The 17661-nt window shown below is 60.3% G+C and carries 21 protein-coding genes; 7 read left to right on the top strand and 14 right to left on the bottom strand.

The window, feature by feature from the left end:
• Positions 1-103: 103 nt before the first annotated feature.
• Both WNY80_RS16405 and WNY80_RS16400 read left to right on the top strand, forming a co-directional pair.
• The gene (locus tag WNY80_RS16405) at positions 104-982 is read left to right on the top strand and encodes a mechanosensitive ion channel domain-containing protein (protein WP_342888485.1); all 879 of its coding nucleotides are present in this window, start codon (positions 104-106) and stop codon (positions 980-982) included.
• Positions 983-1101: 119 nt separating this feature from the next.
• Positions 1102-1749, top strand: a complete 648-nt coding sequence (locus WNY80_RS16400) for an MBL fold metallo-hydrolase (protein WP_342888484.1) — start codon at positions 1102-1104, stop codon at positions 1747-1749.
• Positions 1750-1839: 90 nt separating this feature from the next.
• Here the strand turns inward: WNY80_RS16400 and WNY80_RS16395 are convergent, their stop codons facing one another.
• The 7 genes from WNY80_RS16395 to WNY80_RS16365 form a co-directional block, all read right to left on the bottom strand.
• A complete protein-coding gene (locus tag WNY80_RS16395) occupies positions 1840-3678 on the bottom strand; it encodes a methyl-accepting chemotaxis protein (RefSeq protein WP_342888483.1) in 1839 nt (612 codons plus the stop codon).
• Between the two features lie 416 nt (positions 3679-4094).
• Entirely contained in the window at positions 4095-4544 is a 450-nt protein-coding gene (locus WNY80_RS16390; RefSeq protein ID WP_342888482.1) for a BA14K family protein, read from the bottom strand.
• Positions 4545-4751: 207 nt separating this feature from the next.
• Positions 4752-4964 (bottom strand): cold-shock protein, encoded by a 213-nt coding sequence (locus tag WNY80_RS16385; RefSeq protein ID WP_269388942.1) that lies wholly within the window; start codon positions 4962-4964, stop codon positions 4752-4754.
• A gap of 366 nt (positions 4965-5330) precedes the next feature.
• Positions 5331-5573 carry a DUF1344 domain-containing protein gene (locus tag WNY80_RS16380; RefSeq protein WP_342888481.1) on the bottom strand — a complete coding sequence of 81 codons (243 nt, stop codon included), beginning with the start codon at positions 5571-5573 and terminating at the stop codon, positions 5331-5333.
• Positions 5570-5836 carry a hypothetical protein gene (locus WNY80_RS16375; RefSeq protein WP_342888480.1) on the bottom strand — a complete coding sequence of 89 codons (267 nt, stop codon included), beginning with the start codon at positions 5834-5836 and terminating at the stop codon, positions 5570-5572. The genes WNY80_RS16380 and WNY80_RS16375 overlap by 4 nt, the downstream gene beginning before the upstream one ends.
• Positions 5833-6075 carry a DUF1344 domain-containing protein gene (locus WNY80_RS16370; protein ID WP_342888479.1) on the bottom strand — a complete coding sequence of 81 codons (243 nt, stop codon included), beginning with the start codon at positions 6073-6075 and terminating at the stop codon, positions 5833-5835. The genes WNY80_RS16375 and WNY80_RS16370 overlap by 4 nt, the downstream gene beginning before the upstream one ends.
• A 302-nt stretch (positions 6076-6377) precedes the next feature.
• The gene (locus WNY80_RS16365; RefSeq protein ID WP_342888478.1) at positions 6378-7262 is read right to left on the bottom strand and encodes a DMT family transporter; all 885 of its coding nucleotides are present in this window, start codon (positions 7260-7262) and stop codon (positions 6378-6380) included.
• A 320-nt stretch (positions 7263-7582) separates the two neighbouring features.
• Here WNY80_RS16365 and WNY80_RS16360 point away from each other — a divergent pair, with 320 nt between their 5' ends.
• Entirely contained in the window at positions 7583-7987 is a 405-nt protein-coding gene (locus WNY80_RS16360) for a thioesterase family protein (protein ID WP_342888477.1), read from the top strand.
• 126 nt (positions 7988-8113) lie between these two features.
• Here the strand turns inward: WNY80_RS16360 and WNY80_RS16355 are convergent, their stop codons facing one another.
• Both WNY80_RS16355 and WNY80_RS16350 read right to left on the bottom strand, forming a co-directional pair.
• Positions 8114-8605 (bottom strand): DUF1499 domain-containing protein, encoded by a 492-nt coding sequence (locus WNY80_RS16355; RefSeq protein WP_342888476.1) that lies wholly within the window; start codon positions 8603-8605, stop codon positions 8114-8116.
• Positions 8606-8684: 79 nt separating this feature from the next.
• Positions 8685-9839: a PQQ-dependent sugar dehydrogenase gene (locus tag WNY80_RS16350; protein WP_342888475.1), complete on the bottom strand. Its 1155-nt coding sequence runs from the start codon at positions 9837-9839 to the stop codon at positions 8685-8687.
• 163 nt (positions 9840-10002) lie between these two features.
• Between WNY80_RS16350 and WNY80_RS16345 the strand changes: the two genes are divergently transcribed.
• Positions 10003-10533 (top strand): hypothetical protein, encoded by a 531-nt coding sequence (locus tag WNY80_RS16345; protein WP_342888474.1) that lies wholly within the window; start codon positions 10003-10005, stop codon positions 10531-10533.
• On the opposite strand, the gene WNY80_RS16340 is transcribed toward WNY80_RS16345, so the two are convergent.
• Positions 10508-10762, bottom strand: a complete 255-nt coding sequence (locus tag WNY80_RS16340) for a hypothetical protein (RefSeq protein ID WP_342888473.1) — start codon at positions 10760-10762, stop codon at positions 10508-10510. The two genes, WNY80_RS16345 and WNY80_RS16340, sit on opposite strands and share 26 nt — an antisense overlap.
• Positions 10763-10875: 113 nt before the next feature.
• Positions 10876-11820 carry an EAL domain-containing protein gene (locus WNY80_RS16335; RefSeq protein ID WP_342888472.1) on the bottom strand — a complete coding sequence of 315 codons (945 nt, stop codon included), beginning with the start codon at positions 11818-11820 and terminating at the stop codon, positions 10876-10878.
• 186 nt (positions 11821-12006) lie between these two features.
• Between WNY80_RS16335 and WNY80_RS16330 the strand changes: the two genes are divergently transcribed.
• On the top strand, positions 12007-13209 hold the full coding sequence (locus tag WNY80_RS16330; RefSeq protein ID WP_342888471.1) for a pyridoxal phosphate-dependent aminotransferase: 1203 nt from the start codon (positions 12007-12009) through the stop codon (positions 13207-13209).
• 83 nt (positions 13210-13292) lie between these two features.
• On the opposite strand, the gene WNY80_RS16325 is transcribed toward WNY80_RS16330, so the two are convergent.
• From WNY80_RS16325 to WNY80_RS16315, 3 genes are all read right to left on the bottom strand, one after another.
• Positions 13293-13697, bottom strand: a complete 405-nt coding sequence (locus WNY80_RS16325; RefSeq protein ID WP_342888470.1) for a DUF2177 family protein — start codon at positions 13695-13697, stop codon at positions 13293-13295.
• Between the two features lie 96 nt (positions 13698-13793).
• The gene (locus WNY80_RS16320; RefSeq protein WP_342888469.1) at positions 13794-14744 is read right to left on the bottom strand and encodes a diacylglycerol kinase family protein; all 951 of its coding nucleotides are present in this window, start codon (positions 14742-14744) and stop codon (positions 13794-13796) included.
• Positions 14745-14892: 148 nt separating this feature from the next.
• Positions 14893-15798, bottom strand: a complete 906-nt coding sequence (locus tag WNY80_RS16315) for a LysR family transcriptional regulator (protein WP_342888468.1) — start codon at positions 15796-15798, stop codon at positions 14893-14895.
• A gap of 92 nt (positions 15799-15890) precedes the next feature.
• Here WNY80_RS16315 and WNY80_RS16310 point away from each other — a divergent pair, with 92 nt between their 5' ends.
• Together WNY80_RS16310 and WNY80_RS16305 are read left to right on the top strand one after the other, a co-directional pair.
• Complete coding sequence (locus WNY80_RS16310) at positions 15891-16943, top strand: NAD-dependent epimerase/dehydratase family protein (protein ID WP_342888467.1); 1053 nt, start codon at positions 15891-15893, stop codon at positions 16941-16943.
• Positions 16940-17350: a DUF6220 domain-containing protein gene (locus WNY80_RS16305; protein ID WP_342888466.1), complete on the top strand. Its 411-nt coding sequence runs from the start codon at positions 16940-16942 to the stop codon at positions 17348-17350. The genes WNY80_RS16310 and WNY80_RS16305 overlap by 4 nt, the downstream gene beginning before the upstream one ends.
• The last annotated feature ends 311 nt before the right edge of the window (positions 17351-17661 follow it).

Here is a 17661-nt window from a genome sequence, read left to right as displayed (position 1 = left end):
GATGGAACCCCAGGGCTGGTGAAAGCGTTACGATGACTCCGGCATCGGCCTGATGCGCGCAATTTATATGTACAAAGGTGTTTTAAGCAGAATGGAAGAACTGATGGCAAGTGCATCCGAATCCGAGTTGGGAAAACTTCTGGGTAGTTGGGGCGAGGCGTTCGACGGTCTCCAGGTTCTCATTGTCACCTACGCTTTCTCGGTGATCGGCGCGATCCTCATTCTCGTTATCGGCTGGACCATTTCCAGGCTGATGGGACGCTGGGTACGCACTCTGTTGACCCGAACCCACCGGGTCGATCCGACCGTGGTCGGGTTCTTTTCCGTCTTTGTCCGCTATGCGGTTCTGGTGGTTGTCGTCATCATGGTGCTCGGCCAGTTCGGGGTGCAGACCGCCTCGATCATCACCGCGCTGGGTGCTGCAGGTCTGGCCATTGGCCTGGCGTTGCAGGGCACGCTGCAAAACATCGCCGCGGGCATCATGCTGCTGGTGCTGCGGCCGTTCCGGGTCGGCGAATATATCGATGCTGACGGTATCTCCGGCACGATCCAGCAGATCGGTCTTTTCGCAACCGAATTGAAGACACTGGACGGCCTCTACCGGATGGCGCCGAATTCGCAATTGTGGAATGTCCCGGTGACCAATTATTCGCGTCTGCCGGAGCGGCGGCATGACCTTGTCATCGGCATCGGCTACGAGGACGATATCGACAAGGCGCAATCGGTGATGCTGGAACTGGCAAAGGCGGATGACCGGGTTCTGTCAGATCCCGAACCCTGGGCCTATGTGTCGGAACTTGGCGACAGCGCGGTTGCCGTAACCTTGCGCTACTGGACCAAATCGGAAGACTGGTGGACCACCAGCCGCGAGATGACCAAGGCCGCCAAGCTGGCTTTTGACAAGAACGGTATTTCGATCCCGTACCCGCAGGTGACCTATTCCGGTTCGCTGTCGCTGGACCGTGAAGGCGAAAGCGCCTGAGGGGCACCTCTCAAGTCTCTGGCGGGGACGAGTAACCAAAGCGCAGGCATTGGTGGGTGACATCCGCTGCCTGTGCGTTCATTTTGCGACCAGTGAGTCGAACAACAGGAACGTTGACAATGGGCAATTTGCAAGCGGGGATCATCCCCGTCACTCCCTTCCAGCAGAATTGCACGGTGCTGTTCGACCAAGATACCAAGTCGGGTGTTGTGGTTGATCCGGGCGGCGACGTCGATGTGATCCTTCAGACGATCACCGAGAACGGCCTGACCATCGAAGCGATCTGGCTGACGCACGGGCATATCGACCATGCCGGCGGTGCCGACGAATTGCGCGAGAAGCTTGGCGTCAAGATCATCGGCCCGCACAAGGCAGACCTGCCGTTGCTGTCGGGGCTGGAGGATCAGGCCAGGATGTTCGGCCTCGACATGGAGGTGCGCAATGTGACGCCCGACCAGTGGCTGAATGACGGCGACAAGGTGTCGTTCGGTCCGCATGAATTCGAGGTGTTTCACACGCCCGGCCATGCTCCGGGGCATGTGATCTATTACAACCGGGCAGAGGGTTTTGCGCATCTGGGCGATGTGCTGTTTGCCGGTTCGATCGGGCGCACCGACCTGCCGGGCGGCGATCACCAGACATTGCTGAACTCGATCCGCGACAAGGTGTTTCCGCTGGGTGACGAGACCGGCTTTATCTGCGGCCATGGTCCCGGCGGCAAGATTGGCGACGAACGCCGCACCAACCCGTTTCTCAAGGGGCTGTAAGCGGTCCTTGCCGTCATAATCGCCGGACGCACAACGCAAAAGGCCGCCGCGATCTCTCGCAGCGGCCTTTGTGTGTTTGGAGGCGGCAGATCAGCTGGCGCGGCGCATGGTCTGGGCCATCCGGTTGAGGTCGTGGCTGGATGAGGCGGCGTTTGAGACCTTGAAGCTGCGGATCAGTTCCAGCAGATCTTCGGTGTCATTGGCCAGCACCTCGGCCGAAGCCGTTGTCTCTTCGGCCATGGCGGCATTCTGCTGTGTCACCTGATCCAGCTGGTTCATGGACGATGAGATGCCACGCAAGGTCGTGTCCTGTTCCGTGGCGGAATGGGCGATGTCCGTGACAATCTTGTTTGCGGCCTTGATCTGATCCGAGATCCGTTTCAGCGCCTCGCCCGCCTCACCGACCAGTTGCACGCCGTTCTGGACCTGCCCGGAAGAATTGGAGATCTGGCCCTTGATTTCCTTGGCAGCCGCGGCCGAGCGTTGAGCAAGTTCGCGGACTTCCTGGGCGACGACTGCAAAGCCCTTTCCGGCCTCTCCGGCGCGTGCCGCCTCGACACCGGCATTGAGCGCCAGCAGGTTGGTCTGGAAGGCGATTTCGTCGATCACGCCGATGATCTTGCTGATTTCGGCTGAGGACTGCTCAATGCCGCTCATTGCGCCAATCGCTTCCGCCACGATTGTGTCCGACTTGGTCGCTTCACCGGCGATGGAGGTGACACGCTTGGCGGCTTCATGGGCGCCTTCCGCAGTCTGACGAACTGCAACCGTCAACTCGTCAAGGGCTGCGGAAGTCTCTTCAAGGTTTGAAGCCTGACGCTCGGTGCGCTGGGACAATTCATTGGAAGCACGGCGGATTTCTTCTTTCGAAACGCTGATGTCCGACCCCTTGGCGTTGACCTTGGCCATGGCTGCCTCAAGGTGCGACAGGGCTTCATTGAAATTGTCGCGAAGGGCGGTGTACTTGCTGCCAAGATCACCGCAGCGAACTGTCAGGTCACCCTCAGCGAGATGCTCGAGAGCTGCGCCGATGGTCAAGACGACATGTGCCTGCTGTTCGGTTTCGTTGTGTTGCAGTTCGGCGTTCTGCTGACGCTCGGCATCCAGCAGCTGCTGCTGTTCTTCCTGACGCTTTGCCATTGTCTGGCGATCGCGCACCTTTTCCTGCAATTCCTTGGTGGCCTTGGCCATCATGCCAACTTCATTGCCCAAATCGGTATGGGGAATCTCGATCGAGACATTTTCGTCGGCGACAGCGCGCAATGCGTCATGAATGGAGTTCAGCGGCTTGGTAATGCCGCGGATGACCGCAAAGGCGGCCGCCAGGCCGGCGGCAGCGACGAGCACGCCGATCAGGGTGGCTTCCCAGATCATCGCGTTGATCTTGGCCTGCAGGTCATCGATATAGACGCCGGTTGCGACGTACATGTTCCATGGCTCGTATGCCAGGCTGTAGGCTGCCTTCTCGTATACGATGCCATCGTTGGTGCCTGGCTTGTCCCAGAAATAGTGGGTGATGCCGCCACCATTCCTGGCTTTTTCCAGCATCTCCTCCCGGAACATGTTGCCCCGTTTGTCAGGTTTGCCAGCGCTGTTCTTGCCGACCTGCTTGGCGGAGGGGTGAAACACCGTGGTGATGTCATAGTTGATGCCAAACAGGTAACCGTTCGGCTCATAGGAGACATTGGTGAGTATCGCGAAGGCTTCGGCCTGCGCGGCTTCGGTGGTGAGTTCTCCGGATGCGACCCGGGCATCAATTGCCTTGATGGTTGAAATCGCTGCTTCAACCTGGGTACGCAGCATGTCATGCCGCTCGGCGTAGATGGATTGGGAAGCTGACTTGATCTGGAAATAGGTCGCTACCGAGAACGCCACCATGAGGGCGCCGATCAGAAGGAACAGTTGGTGTGATATCCTGAGGTTTTTCATAGGCGCTACTCTTGGGAACGAAAGGAGGAAGCTGGTTTGGCGGGTGCCTGCAACTGCTCATGTTGCGCTGCGGTATTTCCCGCTTTCGCCAGATATCCATGAAAATACTTAATCTCTTGTGAATCAAGCAACTCAACAAATTCTAATATACGCAACTTTTTCGCAGTTGCAGCATGGGGCCCTGCCTGATGTTGTTCGCGGCATGCCGGGGCTGGTTGGACGGGGATGGCATGGGGGCTGGCGGCCCTGGGAGCGGGCTTGCTGCTGATTCCTGAGCCCAGGACCGAGGGGCACCCTAACAAGCTAGGCAGCAACTTGGTCTGGCAGGCTGCAGGCGCTTTGTCCCATCAACAAAAAGCCGGCGCTCGCTGGGCGGCGCCGGCCTTCCTTGCATAAGTGTCTGGTTGCGGGCCGGATTACCTGACTACGCAGAAATGGTCGCGCCCGTCATATCCGCGATAGGTGCCTGTCGAGGCATTGAAGGAGCGGTACTTGTTGGCGCAGTAGCGGTACCAGGAGCGGCTCCAGGGCTCGTAGTCGCCGCCGCTGACAGCGCGCGGATTTGTCGGCTGGCGATAGATCACGCGCGGATTGTTGCTGTTGGCGATGGCCCCGCCAATGATGGCGGCAGCGCCGAGACCGAGGATGCCAAGTGCAATCGCATCATTGTTGTCATGATTGCGGCGGTGGCTGCGGTGACCCCGGTTTGACCTGTCCCAGCGTTGTGCGTGGGGCCGGTACAGATGCGGCTGGTTCGGATCCCGGAACTCTGCTTCGCCGGCGTTGGCTATGCCGGTTGTGAGCGGTGTGAAGGCCGTCGCGGCAGTGAGCAGGGCGATGCCGAATTTCTTGGCAAACATGTTCATCAGAAAATCCTTCCCGGTTGGCGTCTCTTTGCGGTGACCGGTTGTTCCGGCTTGAATGAACCCTATCCAGAGCAAGCTGAACGGCAGCTGAACGAAATCTTAAACTTTACAGTCCGGCCAAACTCTTAAAAGCGTCGATTGCTTTGTAACAAAAAAGCCCGGTGATTGCGGCACCGGGCTTTCGTATCGCTGTGGTGTCGATGTCAATCAGGCGAGGCGCAGATTAACGGCCTTCGGTCCCTTGCCGCGGCGATCGGGCTCGGTGTCGAAGGATACTTTCTGGTTTTCCTCGAGGCCGGTCATTCCCGAAGCCTGCACTGCGGAGATGTGAACAAAGATGTCCGCACCGCCATTGTCAGGCTTGATGAAGCCGAAGCCCTTGTCGACGTTGAAAAATTTTACGGTACCAGTTTCGCCCATGCTGTCAGGTCCTTTGGTTGCCTTCCGGTCTCCACTCGGTTTTTCCGGTTGGCGAGCATCATGTCATATCCCGCATTTGCGCGAGGGTTATGGCAGGCAGTTCTTGAAGTGTTTGGAAAGGTCCTGGTTTTAACGACTTCTCCCCTTCACGCGCTATGGCGTGTGGGCTCTTGTTGAAGTCGTCCGAAGTTTTTTGTGCGGCTTCGGCGCGCATGTTTCTGGTCTTCCCGTGTTCGCAAATTGCCCGAACGCAACAAAGATGATTGTTTTGTTGGAAATTGGCAAGCAAAACTTTGGTGACACTTGCCAGCCCAGGTTGCTGTATCTGGCCGGACCATCGGGTGCGGTCCGGCCAGACAGGCGCGATTACTCGACGATCGCGATTTCGTTGGCTTCGGTGGTGCCGTCGTCGAACATGATCATCACGGTCTTGCCGGCTTCGATACCTTCGACCTCGACACCTTCGGCAATGGTGTAGACTTCACCGGATTCCAGTTCCACGGTGCTTGCGGTCTGGTCGAATGTCTTGACGACACCCTCGATTTCGCCGGCGAAGGCGGTCGAGAGCATGGCTGCGGATGCGAAAGCGATTGCAACGATCTTTTTCATTGGTGTTTTCCATAGGTTGTTACCCGATCCGCAACCGGCTGGCAGATGTGCCAGACTGGTGTCGGTTGCAGCGGGGCGGCGCTGATATGCGCCGGAAGATTGCGCCGCGCAAGCGGCAAAAAGATATATTTTTCAAGGCCGAAAGCGGCATAATTTTGCCATGATCCGATCAGATCGATTTGGCTTTTTGTCCACTTTCCGGCCCTGAATCCGGTCACCCTGGCCAGCCAGTTTGTGTCTGGCCAGGGCTTGGGGAAATTCATTCCACCACGCTGACCGCGGTGGCATCGGTGGTGCCGTCATCGTAGGTGATGACCACCTTGCCGCCGGGCTGCAGATTGTCGAGCTGGACACCATCGGCGAGGTGGAACGCCTCACCGCTTTCCAGGACGATCATCTTGGTGGCAGGGTCATAGTTGGTGACCACGCCTTCAATTTCAGCCGCGTGGGCGGCTCCGGCCAGACCGAGCACTGAAACAGCGGTGATAAGGATCTTCTTCATGGTGATGTCTCCCTTGTTTTGCCTGCACCGGTATTGATGCCTGCAGGACGGAAATTGAGGGCGACGGCGCCAATATGCAAATCACTTGGCGTAAATAAAATCAACAAAAACAATGACATAATCTCGCCATATTGCGCGTCTGCAGCGGCGGAAATTTGGCGAGTTATGGGCCGCATTGCTTCACAGCAGCGCGCGCTCAAGGCATTTGCGGTGCCTTGTTTCGGTCAGGATTATGGCGGGCTGGCGACCGGTCGTACGGTGGTGCGATCACGAACCGTGGTTCATCGAGGGTGCAAAAGCGGTCAGGAAGCCGCTCTGGGTCTGAGCATCGGGCCAAGTTCGGCCAGAAGGATGGCCAGAAAGAGCAGAATGCCGCCGGCATAGCCGAGCGCCGGGATCTGTTCTCCGAGGATAATTGCGCCAAACAGGGCCGCGAAAAGCGATTCCGTCGACAGGAAGATCGCGGCTTGCGGGGCCGTGGTGTAGCGCTGGCCGATGACCTGCAGCGTGAAGGCAAGCCCGGTTGCAACGACACCGGCAAACAGGATCTCGGGCAGGGTGGCGATCACCGCGGCCATGTCGAAACCTTCCGTTACAAGCCCGATGCCGAGGCCGAGCAGGCCAGCCAGCGAGAACTGGATGAAGGACAGGGTCAGCGGGCGTCCGCTTGGCCCGACAAAGCGGCCAACCAGAATGACCTGCAAGGCCCACATCACGGCGCAGGCGATGGTCAGCAGGTCACCGGTGTTGAGATCGCTCAGGCTGCCGCCTGCCAGCATCCAGATGCCGACAAATGTCATCATGACGGCTGGCCAGATCACCGGATGTGGCGGCTGACGCAGCACCAGCAATGTAATGAAGGGAACAAACACCACGTAGAGGCCGGTGAGAAAGCCCGAATTGGTAACGGTGGTGATGGTCAGCCCCACCTGCTGCAGCGCCATGCCAAGGAACAATACCAGCCCGACGAGAGCGAAGCCGCGCAGATGGACGGGTGACACCGGATGATCGGCCTTGCGGGCTTCGATCCAGGCAAAAGGTGCCAGAACGATCGAAGCAACGAGAAAACGCAGGCCGATGAACAGGAAGGGGCCGATATTGTCCATCGCGGTCGATTGCGCGACAAAGCCCGCGCCCCAGATGGCACCGGCTGAAAGCAGCAGCAGATTGGCGAGATGACGCGGCATGGCACTGTCCGGACAGGATGAACGATCCCGGACGGCTAGCAGGTGCGTTTCTCCGGAGCAAGGGGGCTGCGGACCGGGGCGAGGGCAGGTTCATTCATCTGCCGTCGGGAAATGGTAGACATGAGCGTTTTCCGGCTTTGCTTGCTCGCCGTTCGTGGTCGATTTTGCATCTCGAACAGCATTTTGAACCCGCAGCCTCGAATCTGGCCTGATTGCCAGTTAGTGCGTCGCTCCATTTCAGACACCGGTTTTGTCAGGCGATTGCTCCAGCGATACGACTGCGCATTGCATCGTGCTGTCAGCGGCCCCATTTCAGAAGCATGATCACATCAGCGGCACCAACATTCGAGCATCCAATATCGATCACACCAAGCGATATTGACGACATGGGGCATGTCAACAATGCGGTGTATCTTCGCTGGGTGCAGGAAACGGTCGTCGATTACTGGCAACACATCTCGCCGGTTGACGCACAGGAAGAGCTCCTCTGGGTGGCTCTCAAGCATGAGATCACCTATCGCGTGCCGCTATTTCTGGATGACAAAGTTGATGCCCTGGTCACGGCGACGGGAACGCGTGGCTCCCGGGCGTCGTTTTCAACAAACTTCAGGCGTGGTGAAGATATTGCCACCGAAGTGCGGAGTTCATGGTGTTGCATCGACGCGGTTACCCGACGGCCGCGCAGGATCACTCACGACATCGCCCGGCGGTTTCTGCCAAGCTGAAATTGTTTCGTCGGTTCCGTCATTGATGGCACGGAATTCGACTGATCGAACACTTCTCCACGGAAATGCGACGAAGGCCTGTTTTCGGACGATTGAGACAATGCCGATGCAGGTCCCAGCCCGGTTTCAGCGGATGTTCAGCAGAGCCTCGAGCCGGGCACGGTTCTTGCCGAGATCGCTTTTTCCAATTTGCGCTGCGGCATAGGCCATGATTCCGGTGCGGCCATCAGGCATCGGCCGGGCTTCGAGATGGATCACGTCGGGAAACCGCATCAGCGGCGAGTAGGTGACAAAGCGCGCCTTGGCCGGATCCTTGCGGTCATCGATCCTGCGGGCCAGCGGGTCGGAGGTGAAGAGCCGTTGCGACAACCGCTCGATGGCGATGGCCGGTGCATCATCGACGGGTGGAATCTCGAAATCAGGCTTTTCGCAGAGACCGGGGCTGCAGGCGAGCGCATCGTTCGGTGTGGTGCTGCGCTTATTGAGGCTGAAATCGCGCTGGCCGCGATCGGGTGGACCGGCGACCAGTTCCCAGCTGCGCTCCCGGCCGATCAGGATGAACGCCGCGATCCCTGCACCAACGAGTATGATCAGGCCCAGTATGATTGTCTTCAGCATCGTCTCACTCGATTCTTTTACGTGACGGCCATTTCGGCATCAGGGGCAGGGCCATGCGCAGGCCTGTCAGCTCACAACTCTAATCGCCGGTTTCAGGTGCGCGCGACAATCGCAGGATCGAGCCGTTGTCTTCGTCGGTTACCATCAGCACCGCGCCATCGGGGGCAACGCGGACATCGCGAATGCGTCCGTAGGTGCCTTTGAGCAATCGTTCTTCGGACAGCACTTCGCCGGTTTCGTCGTCGAGGTCAAGCCGGACCAGCAACTGGAACTTCAGCGCCGCGACCAGCAAATCGCCATCCCATTCGGGAAACATGTCTCCGCGGTACACGGCCATGCCGCCCGGGGCGATGGATGGATCCCAGTAATGCAGCGGCTGCTCGAACCCTTCGGCGTTGGTTCCCACGCCGATCTCCGCCCCCGAGTAATGGCGCCCGTAGGAGATCTCGGGCCAGCCATAATTGAGCCCCGGTTGCGGTCGGTTGACTTCATCGCCACCGCGGGCGCCATGCTCGACCGAATAGAGCACGCCGGTCCTGGGATCGATGTCGAGGCCTTGCGGGTTGCGGTGGCCCTTGGACCAGAGTTCTGCGGCCTTGCCGCTGCCGGCATCGGGGTTTCCGGGCGCAAACGGATTGTCGGACGGGATCGTGCCATCGGCGTTAATTCGCAGCACGGCACCGGCATGATCGCTGAAATCCTGGGCCCGCTCGCTTTCGCCACGGTCCCCGATGGTGAAAAACAGCGTTCCGTCCGGTGCAACGGCAATGCGCGATCCGAAGTGTCTTCCAACGCCTGTAAACCTGTTCATGCGGAAGATCTCGGTTACGTCGGTGAGTGCGGTCGCGTCTTCCGGCAGGCGGGCCCTGGCAATGGCTGTTCCCAGCCCGTCGGTGCTGCGGGTGGAGTAGCTGAGGAATATGATCCGGCTTTCTTCAAAATCGGCAGCGAGCGCAACATCGAGGAGCCCGCCCTGGCCGACGGCTGCAATTTGCGGCAGGCCGGCAATCGGCGCCGAGACCGCACCGTCGCGCACCAGGCGCAGGGCGCCGCTGCGTTCGGTGACAAGAAGTGTGCCGTCGGGCAGCGGCTCGACACCCCATGGATGATCAAGTCCGGTGGCCAGTACATCGACTTCGATGCTGACTTCGTTCGTCGGGATGATTTCGCCCGCAGGCAGGCTTCCGGCCGAGGCCAGCCAAAGCGCTGCCGACAGGCCAAGAAGTGTTTTCACAGCTCGATGCCGTGTCGGGATCCGGTTGTCAGCCATTGTTGCCTCGTTTGCGGTCAATGTTTGCACAGTTAAGGAGATATGGTGCTTCAAAGGCGCAGGAAAACCCCTGCAAGCTGAAACCGTGCCGGTGACGGTGGCGGAATTCCGGTTAAACTCGCCGGTCATGGACAGCGCTGATTCGCACATCAAGCCCTTGCACCCTGCCTCGGGCCATCCTGCTTCCGCTGAACCCCGGCGCCGTGCGGTGTGGGGGGCCAGCGCCCTGGCGCTGTTTCTTCCCGGGCTGGTGGTGGCCGCGGGGTACGGCGCATTGTGGATCTCGCTCTACCTCAATGACCGGGGAGAGGGCGCCTTGGCCCGGGTCTGCCTGATGGTGGTGGTGATCATCGTTCCGTTGCTGTTTGCCTATGCCGGGCTGCGGTTGTCGACGACGCGGCTTACGCTGCGTGGGGCGCATCTGGAGGTTCATCCCGGTTTTCCCGCGCGTGACCCGGTGATTGTCAGCTATCCTGCGGTGACCGGGCTATCGTTGCGCCACGGTCTTTCCGGCTGGATCACCGGTGCCGGGTCGCTGGTGATCGAACGGGAGCATGGCGTGCCGGTCGTTGTTTCAGGGCTGACCAGTCCGGATGCGGCGCTGGCCGATCTTTCGGCGCGGTGCGAAGCCTTCAACAAGCAGGATGTTGCGGTCTAGAGCAGATGGTTTGACCGGCGGGCTTGTTGACGGAGGTCTGCTGCTGTTTGATCTGGTGACCGGCGTTGATTTGCCGGTTCAGCATGGCATCGGGTTCGGCCCGGGCCTGGATCACGAGCGCCGACAAAAGCAGCAGGCAGCCCATTGCCGCCATCAGCGCTATTCTTAACGCCGTGACAGATTCCCGGCGGGCGGGCTTGATAAGCAGGAAGTCATCTTCCGGAATCATGGTCTTTCCCCGTTCTTTGCAGTTCGGGGATCATCTAACGGGCGGATCGCGTCGCCATTCGGACCGGATTGTGGCCGTGCCGGAGTTTTGTGGTGTCAAGATTGTGTTTCGGGTTAACGCGTGCGTTTGCCGAAGGCTGCAGCGCGCCGCGGAGCGACCGCTCGCGGGGTGAATTCACTGGCTGGAGTTGCCGCGGCGACATCGTTGCGCGTGGCTGAATTGTAGGCCGGGTGGACAAGGTCGCCGACCTGGGAGAGCTCAGGCTCGGGGAAGCGGTCGTCAAATGTCCTGGGCACGGTTTCCGGCCGCGCCAGCGAGTATCCCTGCATCAGTTGAACGCCGATTTGCTGGCAGAAGTCGACCTGGTGATCCTCCTCCAGCCCCTCGAACAGGACGGTGATTCCGCGTTCGATGAACTGTTCGACCATCAGCTTGAGCAGGCCCATGCCGGCGGAGGTCTCGGTGAACCGGCGCACCCAGGCTGCGTCGAACTTGAGTACGTCGGGCCTGAGATCGTTTACCCGCTGGGAATCGGAATCGTCGGCACCGAAATCATCGACGGCGATCTTGAACAGCCGCGAGCGCAATCCGCCGACTAGCCGATTGAGAACCTCTTCGTTGCCGCTGCCCTGTTCGGTGATCTCGCAGACAATCCGGCCCGGCCTCAGGCCGGCGCGCAAGGTCACGTCGACCATGCGGTCGACTTCGACATCGATGTTGACGATGGCGTCGAACAGGCCGGGATTGAAGTTGATGAACAGCTTCGCCTTGCGGCGGCCGAGTTTGCCCATGTTGAGAATGTGCAATTCCCGGCACAGCGTATCGACCGTGACCGCGTCGGCTTTTTCAACCATCGAAAAGAAATGGCCGGGGGAGACCGGCTTGCCATCCTGCTGGGCGCGGATGAGCGCTTCAAACGCCTCGATTGTCAGGTGACCCTGATCATTCTGGCTGAAGATCGGCTGGAAGGCCGAGCGCAAGACAAAGGGGCCGTAGGAGGTCGTGTAGAACCCCCGGTCGTCTTGCAGAAAATGCGGTTCGTGACGTCCGGCCATCATGTCCTGGACTCCGATTTCCGTTTAGTGTCGATCTTAGACACTAGACGCCAAATCTTTCGCCAAGGTTAAATCAACCGTTACAAGCTTACCTGGCGGCTTGCATCGCAGGGCCGGTTACGACATAGAAGGCAACGGGCGCGGGCGCCGCGTCCCCTAGCATCACGTCCCAGCACCGGAGCGCATTCCATGGCCTTTCTCGCCAACGCCCTTTCCCGGGTCAAACCGTCCGCAACCATTGCCGTTAGCCAGAAAGCGCGGGAGCTCAAAGCCAAGGGCCGCGATGTCATCGGGCTTGGCGCCGGCGAGCCGGATTTCGATACTCCCGACAACATCAAGGCGGCTGCGATCGACGCGATCAATCGCGGCGAGACAAAATACACCCCGGTTTCGGGCATTCCCGAACTGCGCAAGGCGATTGCGGCCAAGTTCAAGCGCGAGAACAATCTCGACTATGACTGGCAGCAGACCATCGTCGGCACCGGCGGCAAGCAGATCCTGTTCAATGCCTTCATGGCGACGCTGAACCCCGGCGACGAAGTTGTCATTCCTGCGCCCTACTGGGTCAGCTATCCGGAAATGGTGGCGATCTGCGGCGGCACCTCGGTGTTTGTTCCGACCACGATCGAGAACGGCTTCAAGCTGGCTGCCGCCGACCTGGAAGCCGCAATCACGCCGAAGACCAAGTGGCTGATGTTCAACTCGCCCTCCAACCCCTCGGGTGCGGCCTACACCGAAGCCGAACTCAAGGCGCTGACGGAGGTGCTGATGCGCCATCCGCATGTCTGGATCCTGTCCGACGACATGTACGAGCACCTGACCTATGGCGAATTCGTTTTCACCACGCCTGCCCAGGTTGAGCCGGCTCTGAAAGAGCGCACGCTGACCATGAACGGCGTGTCGAAGGCCTATGCGATGACCGGCTGGCGCATCGGCTATGCGGCCGGTCCGATGGAACTGATCAAGGCGATGGACATGATCCAGGGCCAGCAGACGTCCGGCGCCTGCTCGATCGCGCAGTGGGCTGCTGTCGAAGCGCTCAATGGCACGCAGGACTTCATTCCGAAGAACCAGGAAATTTTCCGCGGCCGCCGCGACCTGGTTGTTTCGATGCTCAACCAGGCCAAGGGCATCCAGTGCCCGGTTCCCGAAGGCGCGTTCTACGTCTATCCCTCCTGTGCCGAGCTGATCGGCAAGACGGCGCCGTCGGGCAAGGTGATCGAGTCCGATGAGGATTTCGTCACCGAGCTGCTCGAAACCGAAGGCGTCGCGGTGGTGCACGGTTCGGCCTTTGGCCAGGGCCCCAACTTCCGCATTTCCTACGCCACCTCGGAAGCACTGCTGGAAGAAGCCTGCAACCGGATCCAGCGGTTCTGCGCAGCCCTGCGCTGATCTTACGGCATTTGCATTGCCGGGCCATCGAATGCCCGGCCCAGATTGTTTCGACCGCCCTCTCCGGGGCGGTCGTTTTCGTTTCAGACCCAGCGCAACAGCCAGTAGCCCGCTGCCGAGGCTGCCGCCGTCAGCGCGGTTCCCCACGCCATGTCAACCAGGCTCATCACCAGTGGCCAGTTCTTCAGCGTGGCCATGTTGGTGATGTCATAGGTGCCGTAGGCGGCGAAACCGAGGATGGCGCCAAGAAGGAGAGCGTCCTGCAACGAGCCCGAGCGGAAAGCCGGCGCAGAGGCAAGCAGCACGACGACACCCGAATACATCACGTAGAACACCGCCGCGATCGACAGTTTCGGCGAGTCGAGCATCAGGTCACCGAGCTGGCGGGCATAGAACCCCTTGGCGACGAGGCCGAGCCAGACAGCATCGATGATCAGGATGAAGACCGCGGTTCCCGCCCAGGCCTTTACAAAGCCCGCCGGGATCATGGCCGCGCCTCTATTGCGTGGCGGGTGTCGCCGGTGGGGACAGGCAGATTCGGGGCGTGACGGATCATGGGAAACCTTTCTGGATGATGTCCGTGCCTATGCCGATGCGAGCTTCTGCGACGAAGCAGCAGCTCTGGCATTGGCTGCATAGGATTGGGGAACAAGCGTTCGCAATGCGCCGGGATGGCAGATGCATTCAATCTCGCGCTCGAGTGGAATGATTTCGCCGTCGATGGCGGCTTTCGATCCGCCGCGCGCGTTGGGGAAATTCAATGTGACCCTGTTTGCCGCCTCGACGCTCATGTCCGGATCCTGCTGCAATTTGCCGAAGGCTGCATGCAAGGTCATGCGGAGCACCTTGCCCGATTCGAGCGCGCGGGAGCGGTAGACCCCCAGCACGCCCTCGTCGAGCACGCTGGCATAGGACAACGGGGTTTCCCCAAACAGGTTGTTGGAAACCGAGACGGCGGAAACGACCTGGCGCGTGCGGCCGGAGCCGGTATCGATCTCGACGCCGAAACGGGGCGGGTCGAGAATAACCCGGCCGAGCGTTTGCACTGTCGAGGCGATCTTGCGCAGCCGCGTCGAGGTGTCGAGCTTCGAGCGCTGCTGTACAAGGCGGGCATGCAGGCCGACGGAGAACTGGTGGACATAGGGACGGCCGTTGGCGGTGGCGATATCGAGCGGGCGTTCCTCCGCCGCCACAAGCGCTTCAAGCGCTTCCGCCGGGTCGAGGGGAAGGCCGAGGCTGCGGGCGAACAGGTTCATGGTTCCAAGCGGAATGACGCCGAGGGTCTTTCCTGAGCGGAAACAGGCGCCGGCGGCTGCGGAAATCGTGCCATCTCCGCCGCCTGCCACGATGGTGCCTGTGCCCGTGTCAGCGGCGACCTCGTCGAGGGTTTTTACAAGGTCCTTGCCCGAGACAAGGCGCAGGACACACTCGGGCCCACGTGCAGACAGGATGGAGCACGCCGTGTCGCCGAATTCCCGCGCGTCCATTCCGCGAATGGTGCCGCCGTCCTGGTTGAGTATCATGGTGATGCGCATTTCAAACCCCGTGAGCGTGCAACGACACAGGACAACAAACCTGCAGCGCCAAAGTTCCATCGCACCTGCCAACTTGCAAAGTGTACGGGGGCAGGGCGCGGGTGGATCACTTCAGCAGCCGGGCGGGGCAAATGCCATGGCGTTCCGGTCAGGCTGCCGTCGTTGATCCGCGATAGGCCAGAAGCCCTTCGGCCAGCGCATCGAAGGCAACGCGGCAGCGCGGAACCCGCCGGAGGTTTTCGTGCATGACCAGGAAGGTTTTCAGTTGCAGGTCGATCTGTCCGGCAAACAGTTGCACCAGATCCGGGTCGCGGGCCCCGAGCCCGACCTGGCACATGCCGATGCCACCTCCGGCCCGGATCATGGCCAGTTGTGCGACATTGCTGTCGGTGCGGAAATGGAAGCGCACTTCCGCCATGGCCGGGTAAGCCTTGAGCATCTCGCGGACATAGGCGAACTGGCGGTCGAAGCCGATCAGCCGGTGCTCGGAGAGGTCTTCGATGGTTGCCGGCGTGCCATGCCGCTCGAGATAGCTGCGATGGGCGAAAACGCCGACCGGAATGCCACCGATCCTGCGGCTTACCAGGGCTGCCTGGGTCGGTTCGACCATGCGGACGGCGATGTCGGCCTGTTGCTTGAGAAGATCCTCGACGGAATCGGAGAGCGAGAGCTCGATTGCCAGCCGCGGATAGCGCTCCTGCAGTTCGGTCAGGATCGGCGGCAGCACTTCCAGCCCGATGACCTCGCTGACGCTGATGCGCACGGTGCCTTCGGGGCTTCCGGTGTCGGCGGATGCTGTCCGTGCCAGGGCCGCGGCACTGGCTGCCATGGTTTCGGCATAGGTGCGCATGCTCAGCGCCGTCTCGGTGGGCAGCAGGCCTTGATGGGAGCGCAGGAAAAGCGGCTTGCCGGCTGCGAGTTCCAATGCGTCCAGATGCCGTCCGACGGTGGGTTGGGTCAGCCCCAGTGCACGGGCGGCGCCCGACTGCGATCCCTCCTCAAGGATCGCGAGAAAGGTCCGGTAGTGGTCCCAATCGAGAGTAAACTTGGTCATACAAAAATGTATAGCAGATCCAGAAAATACCGCAATTCCGTTTAAGTGGCTACTTCGTCATAGTGTCTTCATCGAAACTGATGGAGAGAAAGATGACTGACATGAAGCAGAATGCAGAAAAGGTTGAACACAAGCCGCTGGCGCTGATCCTCGGAATCACCGGCGGGATTGGCAACGCGGTTGCCAGGAAGCTGCTGGCCAATGGCTACGCGGTGCGGACGATGCACCGGAATGCGGCGGCACATGCCGTCAAGGCGCCGGAATATGACTGGGTCAATGGTGACGCGATGAACCGCGAAGATGTCATCCGCGCGGCTTCCGGTGCAGATGTGATCGTTCACGCGGTCAACCCTGCCGGATACCGTAACTGGGGGACGCTGGTGTTGCCGATGATCGAAAACACGATTGCTGCGGCAGAGGCCGTCGGCGCCCGTATCCTGATGCCCGGCACGGTCTACAATTTCGGCCCGGACACGTTCGGCAACATCACCGAGGACAGCCCGCAGCAGCCGGAAACGGTCAAGGGCAAGATCCGCGTCATGCTTGAAGAACGGCTCGAGGCTGCGGCCGCACGCGGCACCCAGGTGATCCTTGTCAGGGCAGGGGATTTCTTCGGTCCCGGCGCAGGCAACAACTGGTTCGCCCAGGCGGTGATCAAGCCCGGCAAGCCGGTGAAGGCCGTTGTCAATCCGTCCGATCCGGGCGTCGGCCACCAATGGGCCTATCTGCCTGATGTCGCCGAGACAATGGTGCGGCTGCTGGCCCGGGCGGATGAGCTGCCGTCCTTCGCACGCTTCCACATGGAGGGGTTCTGGGACCATGACGGCCGGCAGCTGGGCAAAGCCATCCGCCGTGTCACCGGAAGGAGCGAGTTGCCGATCAAGCGGTTCCCCTGGTGGATGCTGCGCCTGGCAAAACCCTTCGTTCCCGTATTCCGTGAGATCCTGGAAATGCGCTATCTATGGCAGAAAGAGTTGCATATGCGGAATGACAGACTGGTGGCTTTCCTTGGCGCCGAGCCTCACACGCCCATCGACCAGGCCGTGCGGGAAACCCTGGGCAGTCTCGGTTGCCTGGATGCGCGGGCCATGGCCGGTGCGGAGAAGGACTTTGCCGTTTCCGCTGGCGAAGGGCTTTCCGCGTGAAGACCGGCCAGATCAACTGGATGCGCCCGGCGCCTGCAATGGGAGTTCTCATTGCAGGCGGCCTGGTCATGCAGGTCTACCTGGCGGGACTGGCCGTGTTCGGCTCGCCGGATGGCTGGGCAGTGCACGGCATGTTTGGCGGCTCGCTCGCCATCCCGGTCATTGCACTCGCCTGCTACGGCTGGTTCGGGGCTGACGGCAAGGTCTACCGCCGTCCGGCATCGCTATTGTTGCTGCTTTACCTGCTGCAGCTTGTGCTGGTCGGCATTGGCATGGAAACAGGAATGGGGTGGATCGCCGCGTTTCACCCGGCCAATGCCCTGGTTATGCTGATTACCGCGCTGGACGTTGTGCGCAGGGCCCCTCGCGCCCAGTCAAGCAGGACAGTGTCGCCGCAAGCCGGTTGAAGCCAAAAAAAATGGGCCTCGAGATTGCTCTCGGGCCCAATAGGTATGAAGGTCAAAAACCTCCAGAGGGGAACAGCTCATGCGGCGGCACTGGGAGGAGTGGGCCGCCATAACTGCATCAGCTGCAGCCGATATGGTGCTTAATTGAGCACTGTGCAAGGGAATGATGCGCATGTCAGCCATGCGAAGATTGCATGGCCTGAAAACCAGGCAGCCGCAGCCCGGAATCCGGACAAAAAAATGGGCCTCGAGATTGCTCTCGGGCCCAATAGGTATGAAGGTCAAAAACCTCCAGAGGGGAACAGCTCATG

The sequence above is a fragment of the Hoeflea sp. AS16 genome (assembly GCF_038900095.1).
Taxonomy (GTDB): Bacteria; Pseudomonadota; Alphaproteobacteria; order Rhizobiales; family Rhizobiaceae; genus Hoeflea.
This window is presented reverse-complemented; position numbering and strand designations above follow the sequence as displayed.